Below are 12,765 nucleotides of genomic sequence, written 5' to 3' on the forward strand. Positions count from 1 at the left end.
TTCATTGCAGCAAAAACCCCGCATTGCCGTTGATATTTTTGACCGAAACAGGGCCGCTTTTGCTAATCGGCTCACCTGCCGAGAGGGAACCCAGAAAATGCCGGTCCAAGCTGTTGGCAGGGGCAAAGCCCTCCAGTGGCGTCTTGAATTTGTCAGGGGCGGCAGGCTCGACGATATAGGGGGTCACGATGATAACCAGTTCGGTTTCTCCCGACTGATAGCTGGTCGAGCGGAACAGCGCTCCGAGGATCGGGATTTCCCCCAAACCCGGCACATCCTTCACATCCTGTTGTGTCGTGGCACTGAAAAGCCCCGCGATAGCAAAGCTCTGCCCGCTGCCCACTTCGATGGTCGTGCTGGCGCTGCGTTCAAGGATCAAAGGAATGTTCTGTGTGTTCGACGTGCTGCCGTTGGAAAAGTCCAACTCACGGATTTGCGTGCGCACGTTAAGCTTGATCTGGTCGGCGCGCAGCACTTCCGGCAAAAACTCTAGCTCGACCCCATAGGGTTCGAACTGCACCGAGCTGGAATCATCTCCCTCCGCGACGGTTTGATATGGAAAGCGGCCACCGGCGAGAAAGCTTGCCTTGTCACCGGAGCGGGCGGTGAGGTTCGGTTCCGAAAGAATGGTCACCAAACCTCTGCTTTTGAGCGCTTCGATTGTTCCGCTGATGGAAAATGCCGTCAACAAGCCGTCGCCACTTTGCGACCGGCCGCCCGATAACGAGGTCCAGCTCACGCCCAAATCTTCAGATACACTGCGCGAGACTTCCGCGATGCGCACTTGCAGGTTGATTTGCGGCGGGGTTTCCAGTGAGAGACTGTTCACCACTGTGACCGTCTCGCCGGCCAGTTGGCGCACAACAGAGTCAATGCGCTCTGCATCGGCAATGGTGCCCACCCGACCGCTTAGCACAATCGCGCCCCCGACTTCGGAGACCGAAAACGACCCGCCCGTCACTGTGGCATGTGCGGCGCGGCTGACGGCATCCATATTGACCGAAACGCCAACCGCGCTGCTCAGAGTGACCTCTTCCTGATCATCAATGACAAACAACGTGGTCTCGCCAATGCGCTTGCCATAGATATACAGAAGCGTCGGTGATTTGATCTCCACATCCGCGACATCGGGATTGGCAAGGAACACGGTTTGCGCCGGTTCATCGAGCTTGATCAGCTTCCCCTGCCCCGCGAACAGATCAATGTCGCGATTGCGCGTCTCTATCAAGGTTTGCGCCACAGCAGGCAGCGCGACAATCATCCAAAGCGTAAACAGGGATATGGTGCGAAACATTCGGAGCAAACCTTTTGAAACAATGGGCTAAAGGGGCTGGCGTCGTGTATTAGTTCTCAGGCGTCGGCGTTTGCGTGACATGAGCGCCCGCACCGGCCGCGGCGGCGGCCAATGCCTCCAAGGTAGCGACATCGGCATCCGCCACCGTGAGCACGTTCACCTGTGTCTGGGTGCCGCGCACCACGGAGACACGCCGGCTTGGCGCTGCGGGTTCGGAATGCTCTGCGCCACCGGAGACTTGGGAGGCGAATATCGGCGTATCTTTGGCGACAATCGGGTCATCCCCCTCCGTCCCGTCGCTTAGAACCAGCATCAGGTCTCCCATTTTCTGGGCGAGCGCCAAGACTTTGGCACCATCTGGAGGCAGTTCGAAGGTGACGATTTTCGGCGATGCCTTGAGCGGTTTCTGCTCACTGCCGTCAGTCGGTTCCGCGACTTGGTCCGTGGCGATAATCCGCACATTGCGCAGCACCGTGCGGATGGCGAGCGCATTGTTTTCGGCTTTATAGGAGAGCATCACATCGACACGGTCCCCGTTGCGCACGAGACCGGCCACAGATGTCGCCTCCGTCACCGGCAAGGAAATCGCCCGCATCCCTTCGCTCAAATGCAGCATAGATGTCTGCACTGGCGCTGGTGTGTCGGGAACCTCCGGCACGACCAGATCAGAGGACACGAAAGGCGTGCCGCTCGGCACCATTCTCACCGCAGACAGTCGCAGCAGCGCCTCACGGTTTGCAGAGGTGTCGCGCAAAAAGCTCTCGGTGATCTGGGCTTCGGGCATCGCGACAGAGACAATGCCATCGTCAGAGATTGGCGCGCCAACGGACAACTCAGCCGCCGCAACCAGCACCCGATCGGATGCAATTTTTACTGCGGCCTGCACGGGCGCGGGCTGTGATGCAGCCTGATCTTCCTGACGAAGACCAAACCACATCACCGATCCGGCGACCAAAGCGGAAACCGTCAAAACGGCACCTATGCGGCCAAATAGTCCGAGGGAGGGGAACATGTTTATGGTGTAGTTGTAGCCGGTGCAATGGCAGTGTTCACCGTCTCAAAACCTGTTTTTACATTTCCACCAAGAGTAGAAACGGTCCCAACAATCACCGCAGAAATTAGAGCAGCAAAAAGTCCGTATTCGATCGCTGTCGCACCGTCTTCTTCACGGTTGAAGCGGTTCATAAGTTTGAAGAATTTCATTGGGCGTAGCCTCCTAAAGAATGGTTTTCATTGAAATCTGAGGCAACCTAACAACTTTGGGCAAATGGCCCCGCATGATGTCTATGTCGCAAAAGATCTACCCAGCCTTAAGATGTAGTAGGCGACTTTTTGCCAAGCCAAAAATCAATAAAAATTCGCGGCATGGTTGTTTGTTACATTAAATCCACACCCTTAAGTATTTTTAGATATATCAGATATATACATTTGATATTAATACATAGCCTAATGAATACTACGGGTTGTTGGTTTTTTCTGGCGCATGAATTAAAGCCTAATTATCGATATTGAAAACCGCCGAACGCATTACTCCCACCAAGCAGCAACACGGTCTGCGCCGACTCCGAAACTCACGCCCACCACAAAAAACGCGCCCCTCACAGTGTGAGAGACGCATTCAGTTTTGATCCTTGGGTTTACCAGCTGCGATCAGACCACAGGGTCGGCATCATCCCCGCCGAGAAGCCCGCTTAGAAGACCACCATCCCCAAGCAAATCTCCGACAAGGGGAAGCCCTCCGAGCAAACCGCCATCATCGCTGCCAAGGAGGCCGCCATCACTTTCACTACTGCCGAGCAGATCACCAACCAACGGAAGATCGCCAAGCAGACCGCCACTCTCGCCTCCAAGGAGACCTCCAACAAGGCCATTATCTCCGAGAATGCCGCCGAGGAGACCATCGTCCCCTTCGCCACCTCCCAGCAAGTCACCAACGAGCGGAAGGCCGCCCAGCAGACCGTCGCCGCCCCCGAGCAGGCCGTCAAGCAGACCGCCCTCCCCGTCTGATACGGAACTGTCGCTTCCCAAAGTGCCGCGACCAGTCAGAGCGCCAACCAGCCCGTCTTCACCTGTAACCATACTCAGGGCACCATCGTCAGCGATCAGACTTCCAAGTAGCCCTTCAGATCCGGTGACCGCGCCAAGAAGGCCCGAGTTTCCGCTCACAAGGCCCAAAGCGCCGTCGTCTGCAATGATGGGATCCAATATGGCATCATCACCGGAGCCATCCCCGAGTAATGTCAGACCAGTCAGCTCTCCGACCAGTCCCTCCGCACCGGTCAACATCCCAAGAACGCCTCCTGTACCGATCAGATCGCCAAGAAGGCCTTCTGAGCCCGTGATGTCACCAAGCAAACCGTCATTGCCTGTGACATCTCCGAGAAGGCCACCGTCAGCCAAAAGGAAGTCAACAACGCCGGGATCAGCGTTGCCCAAATCAATACCGTCATCAGGATTATCATTGCCACCGGTGTTATCTTCGTCGTCGTCATTCCCGTCGTCCGTATCCCCATTTGTCCCGTCGTCGGAATCATCGTCATCGTCATCGTCAGACAGGCTTGCCGCGATCGCACCGGCACCAAGCAGCCCTGCACCAATCGCGAGCGGGGATACACCGAACAGACCTTCATCCGTTGCTTCCGGCTCATAAATTTCGGGCTCACCCAACACAGGGCTATATCCGCCTGTACTCACGCTGACATATCCGTCAGAAGTCACAAGCGTATCACCTGGCTGAATGTCACTTTCAGCAACTTGGATCTGTCGTCCGTTGCGAATGACAAGGGCCATTGGCACATTGCCCAGACCGACCGTTGAATAATTTTGCATTATTTTGCACCTCACAAACATACTTAAGTTCACGACATGCACTTTAGGAATATATTGGCGCTATTTTAATACACTTAAGCATGGTCTAATTGCCGCAGGCAAATTTTTGCCAACAGCAAATACGTCATCGACAAACTGTTCAGGTTTGCAGGGTGCGCTTGACGATCGCGTTTCTCTCGGATCACTCAACAAATACGCGGAAGTTGTTCCCCGACCAGCATATCAACAATGCGCGCGCCCCCGAATAACGTGCGCATCGTAACTCGCGGCCCAGAACCGGAGTCATGTACGCGACCGATTACCACCGCTCCCTGCCCCTCGGGCACGGAACGCATTGCCGCAAGCGCTGCATCCACGTCTTCAGGCGCAACAAACAGGACCAGCGTTCCCTCGTTGGCCAAATAGAGCGGATCAAGTCCCAGAATTTCACACATTCCTTTGACTTCAGCACGGATTGGCAACGTGTCTTCGGCAATCTCCACGGCCACCCCCGCTTCATCCGCGATTTCATTGAGCGCAGAGGCTAGCCCTCCGCGGGTCGCATCGCGGGCGCAACGCAAGGTTGGACAGGCCTGAGCCACAGCGGCCATCAGATGCCCAAGGCCCGCACAATCCGACGGCATGTCCGCGCTTAATGCCATCTCCCCACGCGCCGCCAGAATAGCTGCCCCGTGATCTCCAAGCACATGATTGACAATCGCAACGTCTCCGGGCTGGACATGCGCCGCGCACAGATCACGGCCTGCCGGAATAACCCCTATACCGGATGTGGTGATGAACACCTTGTCCGCCGAACCCCGGCCCACCACCTTGGTGTCGCCCGTGACAATCCTGACGCCTGCCCTGTCCGCCTCTGCTTTCATCGAGGCCACAATTCGACGCAAAAGAGCAATCTCGGTTCCTTCTTCAATAATAAAAGCCGCCGAAAGCCACAGCGGTGTAGCACCCCCAACGGCGAGGTCGTTCACGGTCCCGCAAACCGCAATTTTTCCGATGTCACCACCGGGGAACTCCACAGGATCAACCACAAAGCTGTCGGTAGTAAAGGCCAGCCGCGCACCGGGCTCCCGCACGGCATCACTCATCAATCGCGCCTGATCTTCTGAGCTTTCCGGCTCGAACACAGAGGTGAAGACCTCACCAATCAAATCGCGCATTGCCTTGCCGCCGCCGCCATGCGCCAACGTCACATGTTGATCCCTCAATGCCATGTCTGTTCTTTCTTTTCTTGGCGTGAATGGCTATTCAGCGGCCTCTGCCGCACGTGCGCCACCATATTGATAGTATGCCGCGCAAGCGCCCTCAGAGCTGACCATCAATGCCCCCAATGGCATTTCCGGTGTGCAGCCTTTCCCGAACTGAGGGCATCCTGTCGGCTTCAGCTGACCGGTCATCACCGCACCACATGCACAGCCTTCCGGTTCCTGCACCGAGCGTACCCCCGCCGCATAACCGATGCCGAATTTATCTTCGGCGTCGAATGCGCGGTATGTGTCGCGGATGCGTAGACCTGAATGATCAATCTCACCTAAGCCCCGCCATTCAAAGGACGGCCGAAGCTCATAGACATCTTCTATTGCCGCCAAGGAGACTGGGTTGCCGTGTTCTGGAACCACACGGGCGTATTGGTTCTCAACCTCGGCCCGTCCGTCGCGCAGTTGTTCAAGCACCATAAGAACAGATTGCAACAAATCGAGAGGCTCGAACCCCGCAACCACGATGGGCTTGCCGTATTCATCCGCGATAAAGTCATAAGGATGTGTGCCAATGACCATCGACACATGTCCTGGTCCGACAAACCCGTCGAGCCTTATATGAGGATCATCGAGAAGCGCCTTGATAGGCGGCGGGACAGTGATGTGATTGCAAAACACAGAAAAATTCGTGAGGTTCTCACGCGCGGCTTGCTGAATGGACAGGGCTGTAGACGGCGTTGTCGTCTCGAACCCCAGCCCGAAAAACACCACCTCGCGGTCAGGATTGCGGCGGGCCAGTTCCAGCGCATCAAGCGGCGAATAGACCATACGGATATCAGCGCCCTCGCTTTTGGCCTGCAAAAGAGATTTCTTCTGTCCCGGCACCCGCATGGCATCGCCGAAGGTGGTAAATATGACCTCCGGTTTCTCCGCAATCTCCACACATTCATCAACCCGTGCCATCGGAAGAACACAGACGGGACAGCCCGGACCGTGGATGAACTCAACACCTTCGGGCGTGAGCTTGTCCAACCCGTAGCGGAAAATCGCATGGGTATGCCCGCCGCAGATTTCCATGATATAGACCGGCTTTTCTTTCGTCGCGCCGATCTCGTCGGCCAGCGTGCTGATCCGTGCCAAAAGCGCCTTGGCGGCTTTCGGATCGCGAAACTCTTCTGCGTATTTCATGCCTGAACCTCCGAAGCGGAACCATCTTGTCTCAACGCCTTTTGCCCTTCGGCCATCGCCTCGAGCGCCTCCTGCGCTTCGCCCAGATCATGAAGCGCCTGAAGAGTGGCCGCGGCTTCCTCCTCGTCGATAAGGGCCATAGCAAAACCGACGTGGATCAAAGCCCACTTCCCGATCAGGGCCTCTATCGCCCCCGTCAGAACCGGTGCGATACTCACCTCGCGTTTGACGCCGGAGACATCAGCCAAGGCCATCATTCGCGCCTCATCGGTGATCTCTACGATCTGCCCCGGAATTCCCAGACACATGGCTATTTCTCCTCGCTTGTGGTGGCATCGTCATGGCGCTTTCGCTCAACCAGCCCGTAGCGCTCTATCTTGGCGCGCAATCCGACGCGGGAAAGACCCAGCTCCGCTGCCGCGCGACTTTTATTCCATTTCAATCTTGTGAGCGTCTCCCGAAGAATACGCATTTCGATCTGCTCCACCCGATCCTTGAGCGTTCCGGTTCCGATCAACACACGATCGACGGCTGTCTCCGGCTCGACATCCCTGGTCGGGATGGCCTGTAAAATATGACGCGAAATCAATTCAGGGCCCAGCAGCGCATCCTGTGAAAAGATCAACATACGAAGAACTTCATTTTCAAGTTCACGCATATTACCCGGCCAGTCATATTCAGACAGGAATTGCAGCGCATCATCGGACAGACCACTGACAGGCTTGCCATGTTGTTCTGCCATCTCGAACAGAAAGGTTTGCGCCAGTACCGGAAGATCTCCCTGACGTTCACGCAAGGGTGGCACGGTCAATCCCGCCTTGGACAGAGCAAAATAGAGCTCGGCATTGAACTGGCCCTCGGCCACTTCAATGCGCAAATCCCGCTCTGTGCCGGTCAAAAGCCGCACCTGAGCATGCCGCATTTCGTGACTGCCCACAGGCCGGAAAGCCCCGTCCCGCGCCGCCCGCAATAACAGAAGCTGGAGACGGGGCGACAGGCTACATACGCCTGACAGATAGAGCGTGCCCCGATCCGCTTTCTGGAACAGTCCAGTTTTGTGACTGGTGATCCCTGACAAAGCCCCGCGACGGGCGCCAAACAATTCGATTTCCAGAATATCGTCATCGACTGAAGCACAGTCGACTTCGAAATAGGGCTTGTCCGATCGCAACGAACTGTAGTGCATCGCCCGCGCCAAATTCCGTTTGCCCGTGCCTGTCTCTCCCGTGATCATCACAGGCACGTCAAAAGTGGCAAACTGGCGCGCCTGTTCGATGACTGCGTTGAGCGGAGAATTGGCCGCACGCAGCACGGTTTCGAACCCCATTCCCTCACGCAGAGCTTTGCGCTGTTCTTCAAGCTTTGCCTCAACCGAACGGGAAAGGTATCGCATTTCCAGAGACATGCGGTCATAGTCGCGGGTCAGCCGGAACAGGTCCGTGGCATTTTTCGCGACCATCATCAAATGGTCAGGGTGCCACGGCTTGGTGAGGAACTGGTAAATCCCGGCATCATTTATCGCGGAAATCATATCACCGGTTTCTGTGTATCCCGTGATGATAATCCGCACCGTTTCCGGCCAGCGTTCGCGCACCTCTGTCAGGAATTCGACGCCAGTTGTGCCCGGCATCCGGTGATCACAGAAAATCACCTGCACAAAATGCTCTTCCATCAGCTCTCGTGCGTCACCCGCATTCAATGCGGTCAGAATGTCGAACTCGTCTTCAAGCGCCATACGCATGGCCGCGAGGCTGTGTTCCTCGTCGTCCACCAACAGAATTGTAGGCAGAGAATTGGCCATGATCAGGCCCTGACCGCCGGTTTGGCTGCGAGCCGGTCGCGAAGCCATTGCACCCAGCTTTCCATCCCTTCGCCCGTGCGCGCGGAAATGCGCAGGATTTCAATCGCGGGGTTCACACGCCGGAGGTTTTCCTCATAGAGATCCAGATCAACATCACAATACGGCGCCAAATCAATCTTGTTGAGCAACGCCACCTCGGACACGGTGAACATGTCCGGGTATTTCAACGGCTTGTCCTCACCTTCCGTGACCGAAATGACAGCCACCTTACAATCTTCGCCGAGGTCGAACCCCGCCGGACATACAAGGTTTCCGACATTTTCAATGAACAGCATCGAATTGGAATCCAGCGTCAGATGTTCCATCGCATGCCCCACCATATGACCGTCGAGGTGACAGCCCTTGCCAGTGTTGACCTGAACGGCCTTGGCCCCTGTGGAGCGGATGCGCTTGGCATCATTCTCGGTCTGCTGATCGCCCTCGATCACGGCGAGCGGCTGATCGCCAAGCATCTCGATCGTCTTGCATAGCAATGTGGTTTTGCCTGAACCGGGAGAAGACACAAGATTGATCGCGAAGGCCCCCTTATCTTTCAACACTGCGCGGTTTGCCTCGGCGTAACGGTCGTTCTTGGCAAGGATATCGGTCTCGATTTCAATCAGGCGCTCTTGCGTCATGCCGGGCACTTCAACACCTGCAGGACCCTGACCGAAATGCATATTGGCCCCGTGATGGTGGTCATGATGATGGTGGTGGGAATGGTCATGGCCATGCCCGTCCCCGTGATCGTGGTGATGACCATGACCTTCGACACTTGCTGTTCCGCATCCGCACACATTACACATCAATGCACCTCCAAATCCTTGATCCGCATTTCATCGCCCCCAACGGGCATCAGCTTGCCACCGCCACAAGTCGGGCAAAGGTCCAGCCGGTTTTCGATCTCAACCTCTTTCATACAATCGTAACACATGGCCCGCCCTGGAAGGTCGATCATCTCCAGCATCGCGCCTTCCGCAACAGAACCACGCATCACAACATCAAATGCAAAAGCGAGCGCAGGCTTTTCGACACCTGCGAATTTTCCGATTTCAACCCGAACAGATTTCACCGAAGAAAACCCGTTTTTTACCGCAGCGTCTTCGATCACAGAGCGGATACCTTCACATAATGACATTTCATGCATCAGCGACACCTCCAACATGTGCGCCGTCCTGCAATGTCACCGGAGAGCATGGGTCCAAGACATCAACCAGAAGCGGCGCCAAATGACGGCTTCGCGCTGGTAGGCTTGCAAGGGATTGGGCCATAATCCCCCCTGCCGCCATCATATGATCTGTCGGGGTGATCCGTTCGAATTGCGCTACGATACCCTCCCGCACACAGGCCCGCATCGCATAGGCTCCCCGCGAAGCCGGCACCACAACCCAGCCATCGTCCAGCCGCTTCGGGGCCGGAACTTCGCCACGCGAACATGTAACCAGATCAAGCATCCGCGCAAAGATCCGCCACAACGGCCCGCGCCCCCGCGTCTCGGCGATATGCTGCATCACCGGATGGGTGCAGTGTCGTGCCGCCACGGAGTTTTCACAGGCTTCAGTTTGAACAATCCGCGCATCATCCGCCAACGGCAGATCCGCCACGGCCTCCCCTGATTGAAACGCGGCATCCAATGCGCGCAACATGGGCGCAACCCCGTCATTCTGCCGAAGATATAACACAAAATCCGCCTCTGTTTCCGGCATCTGCGCCGGCAGGAGACCGTCTATTCCTTGCGCCACAGGCAGGGTAGAAAGCCCGAGGTGACGCGGCAAAAGAAGACCCAGACGAACGAGGTGGTCGCGGACAAAGTCCTGTGCAAGTTTCCGGCGCACATCCGCATCGAGAGGCAAGCCAAAAGCAAGCTTTACTGCAGCCTCCTGCGCGCCTCGACACAGGTTGAACACTCTCGGGATCAAGGTGACCACCTCTTCAACCGGCTTGCCGAGTACGAGCTTTGACACCGGCATAGCCTGTGCCAACGTCGCAATCAAAGCACCGGTACCCGAGGTGGAAACAGCCATGCTCACGCACCTTCCTCGATTTCGCTTTCGTTTTTCGGCGCCTCACTCATTCCGGCGGTCAAAACCTGTCTGCGGGTTGGAGATGCGGTCAGTTCTTCACCACCGACCTCCTGTTCCTCTGCTTCACGTTCAGCCTGCTCCGCGACTTCCTGTTCACGAGCCGCACGAATATCAGCGCTACGATCCGTTTCCGCCCGATGCTCTTCCTGAAACAGAGCCACCATAACGGCCTTTGCGACATCAACGGCCTGAGCCTGTGTTTTGAACTCCCCCATGGGAGAAAACAACGAGCAAGCCTTATAGCCTCCCGTTTGTTCGCGTGTATTGTGAATAAATTCATAGTCACCGGACGGGAAAGAAATAATCTCTTTCTCGCCCGCAATGAGGCCGCTCCAGTCCTCGCCCTCGGCAGGCAGCTGAAGCAGGTTCATGAACCATGGCGAAATCAATACACCCAGCGGGCGGCCTTCATATTCCATGAAGCCGACAGCCTGCACATGCAAAAGCTTGTTCACAATCGGCACGTCCCGCATTTTGGCATGCCAGACTTCGGTGAAATCGCTTACCAATGCCTCGGTCTTTCTGGCCAAACGTGCTGCGGCCTGCATCGCGTCGGAGCCGGGGTCTTCCGACACCAGAAACAGCTCTTTCGGCGCATCACAATTCGGACATTTCCAATCCTCCGGCAAAGCCAGAAACGGCGTGCCCGGCAGGATCGACCGTGTGTCATCTCCCTCCAGCGGGTCATAAGGGGTCCAGCAAATTTTGCATTCCATGATCGCCTGATCCGAAATCTTGTCATTTGCGCCAAGGAACGAACCTTCGAACCCGACCGCGCTCATTGGACTGCCTCCATCACTTCTTGCAGACGTGCGCCACTGTCCACGAGGTCTTCATCCGCAGCAAGCGCCACCTCCGGCATGGACGTGACCTCGAAGGTATCGAGAATGAGGACATCCATCGAATTAAAGAACTGCACCCGCCAGACATGCGGCATCGCGGTCGCCATCACCCGACAGTTGCCATAGCCGCGAGAGAGGATGTCTGTCGAACCCTGCCCCAAGGCCACATCGAGCCACGCCAGATCTTCTTCTGTGTGAGGCAAAAGCGTCAGGTTGATCACATGCGGCCCCTGCGCCGAAGCATGGCTGCGCGATTTGTCTTCGAGCTCGATCAACAACGGTGGCGCATTCACGACAGCGGGACTACGTGGCGCCTTTGCACCCTGCCCCGCACGCAGCGGCTCAAAAGCGCGATCCCGCGCCATTTGCGGGACATTGCCCACCTCGATCGCATCAAGACCCGCCGCCTTGAGCATCCAGACGCCGGCAAAAACGCTTTCCTGAACCTTAATGGCGGGAATACCGCTAATTTTCATCGCGACTTCACCCGCTCCCATCGTCTCTGCGATCAGGGCACGGTTGGCCTCATCGAGACCGGATAGGTCAAATTGTTCAGGAACATGGGTTTGCGCAACCCGTGCACAGGATTTGGAAATTTGCGACAGAAGGTCCAGCGCCGGTTCGAGTGCATTGGTAATTTCAACCTCGGGAATATGCACCGTATAGGTCTGCATGTCCTGCGGCATCGGCATGTATTCGAGCTCGGCTCCGTCCTCTTCAGGCGGTTGCGTTCCCGGACCAAAGCCCATCGGCGGGAGTTGAAAATTGTTGACCATTGGCGAGCTCCCTCAAGCAGCTTGTGGTGTGGGCATGGCAAGGATTTGCACGATGCGATGCATATACTCATCCCAATCCCGAACCTTCGGGATACCGGCGAAAAAGACCCCGTCGCGGTAAAACAAAAGGGACGGGGTTTTGAGAACACGTGTGGTTTCCCGCAACTCGGTTTCAATCGCATCACCAACCACAGCACAGTCAAATTTACCCTGAAAGGCAATTTTGAGTTCCGGCAGGATCACCGCCACATCCGCCGTTTCAAGATTGCGTTTCGCATCTCCGGGCACAAACAGAACATGTGTGCCTGCTCGATTGGTGAATTCGGTCACATCATGGTCCGTGTCCAAGACAGGCCAGCCGAATTCGGTCGTCAGGCGCTCAATCAGCGGGTGGCTCATGCGGTAGTCTCCCCTTTATCATGTGCCGCCTGAAGATGCGGCGGTAGTTGTGGTTCACGAGTTTCGAGATCAGCAAAGGCATCCCCGAGATCGCGCCCTTCTATAAGTGCACGCAATCCGTCCAATGCGTTTTTGATTTTGATGGCCTCCACTTCCGAAAGAACCTCCCGTGCGGTACCGAGAAATGTCAGCACCCATGTGCCCGGCTCCAAAGGACCGGTCAGGGCAAGATCGATCAGATGTGTATGTGTCCCGTCAGAAGCCGTCGCAGCCAGCTCTTCACGGGAGAGAATTTTCATCGGGATGCCGACACACAT

At 56.3% G+C, this 12,765-nt stretch carries 15 protein-coding genes; all 15 read right to left on the bottom strand.

Going from position 1 to position 12,765, the window contains the following annotated elements; translation table 11 throughout:
* Position 1: 1 nt before the first annotated feature.
* Complete coding sequence (locus tag BM152_RS04860; protein WP_066601784.1) at positions 2–1,294, bottom strand: type II and III secretion system protein family protein; 1,293 nt, start codon at positions 1,292–1,294, stop codon at positions 2–4.
* Positions 1,295–1,343: 49 nt separating this feature from the next.
* Positions 1,344–2,264 (bottom strand): Flp pilus assembly protein CpaB, encoded by a 921-nt coding sequence (gene cpaB / locus BM152_RS04865; protein ID WP_158527945.1) that lies wholly within the window; start codon positions 2,262–2,264, stop codon positions 1,344–1,346.
* A gap of 44 nt (positions 2,265–2,308) precedes the next feature.
* A complete protein-coding gene (locus BM152_RS04870) occupies positions 2,309–2,497 on the bottom strand; it encodes a Flp family type IVb pilin (protein ID WP_066601789.1) in 189 nt (62 codons plus the stop codon).
* Positions 2,498–2,944: 447 nt separating this feature from the next.
* Positions 2,945–4,123: a hypothetical protein gene (locus tag BM152_RS04875; protein ID WP_066601792.1), complete on the bottom strand. Its 1,179-nt coding sequence runs from the start codon at positions 4,121–4,123 to the stop codon at positions 2,945–2,947.
* Positions 4,124–4,308: 185 nt separating this feature from the next.
* The gene (hypE, locus tag BM152_RS04880; protein WP_066601795.1) at positions 4,309–5,334 is read right to left on the bottom strand and encodes a hydrogenase expression/formation protein HypE; all 1,026 of its coding nucleotides are present in this window, start codon (positions 5,332–5,334) and stop codon (positions 4,309–4,311) included.
* A gap of 30 nt (positions 5,335–5,364) precedes the next feature.
* The gene (hypD, locus tag BM152_RS04885; protein WP_066601806.1) at positions 5,365–6,507 is read right to left on the bottom strand and encodes a hydrogenase formation protein HypD; all 1,143 of its coding nucleotides are present in this window, start codon (positions 6,505–6,507) and stop codon (positions 5,365–5,367) included.
* Complete coding sequence (locus BM152_RS04890; protein ID WP_066601812.1) at positions 6,504–6,815, bottom strand: HypC/HybG/HupF family hydrogenase formation chaperone; 312 nt, start codon at positions 6,813–6,815, stop codon at positions 6,504–6,506. The genes hypD and BM152_RS04890 overlap by 4 nt, the downstream gene beginning before the upstream one ends.
* A 2-nt stretch (positions 6,816–6,817) precedes the next feature.
* The gene (locus tag BM152_RS04895) at positions 6,818–8,356 is read right to left on the bottom strand and encodes a sigma-54-dependent transcriptional regulator (protein WP_066601814.1); all 1,539 of its coding nucleotides are present in this window, start codon (positions 8,354–8,356) and stop codon (positions 6,818–6,820) included.
* Positions 8,311–9,153 carry a hydrogenase nickel incorporation protein HypB gene (gene hypB, locus BM152_RS04900; protein ID WP_066601817.1) on the bottom strand — a complete coding sequence of 281 codons (843 nt, stop codon included), beginning with the start codon at positions 9,151–9,153 and terminating at the stop codon, positions 8,311–8,313. Before hypB ends, BM152_RS04895 begins: the two co-directional genes overlap by 46 nt.
* The gene (hypA, locus tag BM152_RS04905) at positions 9,153–9,494 is read right to left on the bottom strand and encodes a hydrogenase maturation nickel metallochaperone HypA (protein ID WP_066602091.1); all 342 of its coding nucleotides are present in this window, start codon (positions 9,492–9,494) and stop codon (positions 9,153–9,155) included. The genes hypB and hypA overlap by 1 nt, the downstream gene beginning before the upstream one ends.
* Positions 9,487–10,371, bottom strand: coding sequence for a hypothetical protein (locus BM152_RS04910; protein WP_066601819.1), 885 nt, complete (start codon positions 10,369–10,371; stop codon positions 9,487–9,489). The genes hypA and BM152_RS04910 overlap by 8 nt, the downstream gene beginning before the upstream one ends.
* A gap of 2 nt (positions 10,372–10,373) precedes the next feature.
* Positions 10,374–11,213 carry a [NiFe]-hydrogenase assembly chaperone HybE gene (locus tag BM152_RS04915; RefSeq protein ID WP_066601821.1) on the bottom strand — a complete coding sequence of 280 codons (840 nt, stop codon included), beginning with the start codon at positions 11,211–11,213 and terminating at the stop codon, positions 10,374–10,376.
* The gene (locus BM152_RS04920; protein ID WP_066601827.1) at positions 11,210–12,049 is read right to left on the bottom strand and encodes a hydrogenase expression/formation protein; all 840 of its coding nucleotides are present in this window, start codon (positions 12,047–12,049) and stop codon (positions 11,210–11,212) included. Before BM152_RS04920 ends, BM152_RS04915 begins: the two co-directional genes overlap by 4 nt.
* A 12-nt stretch (positions 12,050–12,061) precedes the next feature.
* Positions 12,062–12,448 carry a thioredoxin domain-containing protein gene (locus BM152_RS04925; protein ID WP_066601828.1) on the bottom strand — a complete coding sequence of 129 codons (387 nt, stop codon included), beginning with the start codon at positions 12,446–12,448 and terminating at the stop codon, positions 12,062–12,064.
* On the bottom strand, positions 12,445–12,765 hold the full coding sequence (locus tag BM152_RS04930) for a HypC/HybG/HupF family hydrogenase formation chaperone (protein WP_066601829.1): 321 nt from the start codon (positions 12,763–12,765) through the stop codon (positions 12,445–12,447). The genes BM152_RS04925 and BM152_RS04930 overlap by 4 nt, the downstream gene beginning before the upstream one ends.

The organism is Celeribacter halophilus, assembly GCF_900114135.1.
Taxonomy (GTDB): Bacteria; Pseudomonadota; Alphaproteobacteria; order Rhodobacterales; family Rhodobacteraceae; genus Celeribacter; species Celeribacter halophilus.